At 46.5% G+C, this 2,477-nt stretch carries 4 protein-coding genes; 3 read left to right on the top strand and 1 reads right to left on the bottom strand.

Going from position 1 to position 2,477, the window contains the following annotated elements; genetic code table 11:
- From KDK16_RS01275 to KDK16_RS01285, 3 genes are all read left to right on the top strand, one after another.
- A partial coding sequence (locus KDK16_RS01275) for a hypothetical protein (RefSeq protein WP_373690889.1) occupies nt 1-403 on the top strand: 403 nt, incomplete at its 5' end.
- Nucleotides 384-635 carry an AlpA family transcriptional regulator gene (locus KDK16_RS01280; protein ID WP_257274324.1) on the top strand — a complete coding sequence of 84 codons (252 nt, stop codon included), beginning with the start codon at nt 384-386 and terminating at the stop codon, nt 633-635. The genes KDK16_RS01275 and KDK16_RS01280, both read left to right, overlap by 20 nt.
- Before the next feature lie 291 nt (nt 636-926).
- Nucleotides 927-2,246: a tyrosine-type recombinase/integrase gene (locus KDK16_RS01285; protein WP_257274325.1), complete on the top strand. Its 1,320-nt coding sequence runs from the start codon at nt 927-929 to the stop codon at nt 2,244-2,246.
- Here the strand turns inward: KDK16_RS01285 and KDK16_RS01290 are convergent.
- A partial coding sequence (locus KDK16_RS01290; RefSeq protein WP_257274326.1) for a hypothetical protein occupies nt 2,243-2,477 on the bottom strand: 235 nt, incomplete at its 5' end. The two genes, KDK16_RS01285 and KDK16_RS01290, sit on opposite strands and share 4 nt — an antisense overlap.

Consider the following 2,477-nt stretch of genomic DNA (forward strand, 5'->3'; position numbering starts at 1 on the left):
GCGGCGGACGTTTATTGAAAGGCAGAATCCCGATTCTTTGCTCGCCAAAATCCTGAACAATCGATTCCATCTCTGTTATGACAACTTCTCAAAAACAAACCAGCTCATTCGCAATCTGGTGTTTCGGGCTTGGCCTGATACTGCTCTGGTTGGCATTTTCACCACATACCCTGCCCTGTTTCTTATGCAGCCCCCTGACAACATCGTACTCATACGACAAGGCTCCATATCCTTGACCGCACTGACGGAACGGATTGCTGATGTTGCCTATCAACAAGACTGGATCAATAAAAGCGAGTACCAGAAAACCAGAATCACCAATGAAGTCTGGAGTGGCAGTTTGCTACCTGAAAATATAAACCTGTTCAATAAAGGTAAACTCAATGAACCACCATACCGTTAAAGAACTCTCACCTGCCGTCTTGAATACAGCACAAGCAGCAAAGTACATCGGCCTGTCAAAATCTGAATTGGATAGAGCAAGGATTTCAGGAGAACTTTGCGGGGAAGCTCCCCCAAAATTTTTCAGGGTGGGCAAAAAATTAGTCCGGTATCGGGTAGAGGATCTGGATAGCTGGCTGAACAATCAAAAAAGCTATGAAAGTCTGGCTCAGCAATACTCTGACAATGTGTAATGCATCCGACCTATTGACGACCCATCGCAAGGATAAAAAAGGCTCAAAACCTGGAGCCTTTACTATATCTGGCGCTCCCTGGAGGATTCGAACCTCCGACCTGCCCCTTAGGAGCACCTTATAACCAGTCGCTATAAATATTATAGCGTTTCATTATTAGCTTGAAAGCCTTGATATTAATGAGCTATTGCCTATTATAGTGTCTCAGTGCATCTCATAAAATACCACCAAAGCGCACGAGAAACCTACACCCATACCTACACCTCTTTTGGGTGAAAAAGTGATATAACAATGAGTAATATAACTGACATGGAGGCCCGAAGCCTGAAGGACGGGCAGACAATTACAGAGAAGCTTGGCCGTAATCGTGGCACTTTTCTCATACGTCGTCGAGGGCAGAGTTATATTGCTTTCTATCGCTACTTTTCTGGAAAAACCAAGCGGGAGATCTCTCTTGGCTCCTATCGCTATTCAACATCAGCGGCTGGTTTCTCTCTCAAAGAGATACGGGAGAGAGCCATCAACCTGGCCAACATTCGTCAGGCGATATCACCTGCAGACCTTAAATCCCACCTTGAGAAACAAGCTGAAGAACAACAGCAACAAGCAGAGGTAGAGGCGCAGAAAGGCTCTTTCGCTGACCTTCTTGATGCTTACGTAGATGATTTACGAAAACGGGGAAAAGACAAAGAGCGGGAATACAGCCGTATTGTCCAGAAAGATATTAAAGATCCCTATCCAAACCTTGCCGGGAAAAAAGCCAAGGATGTTACAGCAGACGACATTGTGACCATTCTGGCCAAAGTCCATAACCGAGGCTCAGAAAATCAAGCCAACTGTGTCAGGGCCATGCTGCATGCAGCCTTCTCTTTTGGATCAAAGAGCGACTACGACCATACCCGGGTCGGAGAGAAGCGGTTCTACCTCACTCACAACCCGGTAGCTATGACCAAGAAAAATACCCAGGTAGAAAAGAGCCGAGTTCGGGTATTAAATAACCGGGAAATCCACCAACTCTGGCATAACATCAAAGATGCCCCTGAAGTGGGTATTGTCATCAGCCTGTGTATTCAATTCCTCATTGCAACCGGTGGCCAACGCCCCAGCCAGTTACTCAGGGCAAAGTGGGTAGACTATGACTTTGAAAGAAACTGCGTATCCTTTGAAAACAAAAAACGGAAAGGTGAAGCACTGATCCACACCATACCTCTGACTCCCCGTGCCCTTGGTATCATCGCCGAAGTCAGAGAGTACACATCCCACCTGCCTTGGCCTTTTGCATTTCAGGAAGCAGCCCCTGTCAGAACCGATAGCCTGTCAACGGCACTTGACCGCTGGCATCGCTACCGCACCAAACTATGTGAACAGAGCGGAGATTTACTGACCGCAAGATACACACCGAGTTGCCTGAGGGATACAGCCAAGTCCCTGATGATAGATGCAGGCATTAACCGAGAAATACGCAACCTGATCCAGAGCCACCAACTGACTGGAGTCGACTATGAACATTACGATCGTCACGAACACCTGTCAGAAAAACGTGAGGGAATGGAGCGTTATGATGGGCTTCTATCCAACATTCTCACAACTCCAAAGCCCCCAAGATACTAAAGGCCAAATTTGCTCTGCAAATAGGCTAAAACTTTTGAAGATCGCCACTTATAGGCAATAGACCAACAATCTTCACTCTTACCATCAATCACGACAGCTTGATAAATATTGCCTTTGTTTTGGTTTGACTCAGCCATCATCCTAAAAGCGTCAACGGCATCAATCTCAGCAGCGAGCATAAAGGGCGTATACCCTTTCACTGGAGACATTTGAGTCGCATTTGGGTCTGCT

Source organism: Endozoicomonas sp. SESOKO4 (assembly GCF_024606275.1).

What these genes read in the sequence shown, in the direction of transcription:
- KDK16_RS01280 (WP_257274324.1), top strand. Translation starts at nt 384, where the DNA reads ATGAACCACCATACCGTTAAAGAACTCTCACCTGCCGTCTTGAATACA.
- KDK16_RS01285 (WP_257274325.1), top strand. Translation starts at nt 927, where the DNA reads ATGAGTAATATAACTGACATGGAGGCCCGAAGCCTGAAGGACGGGCAG.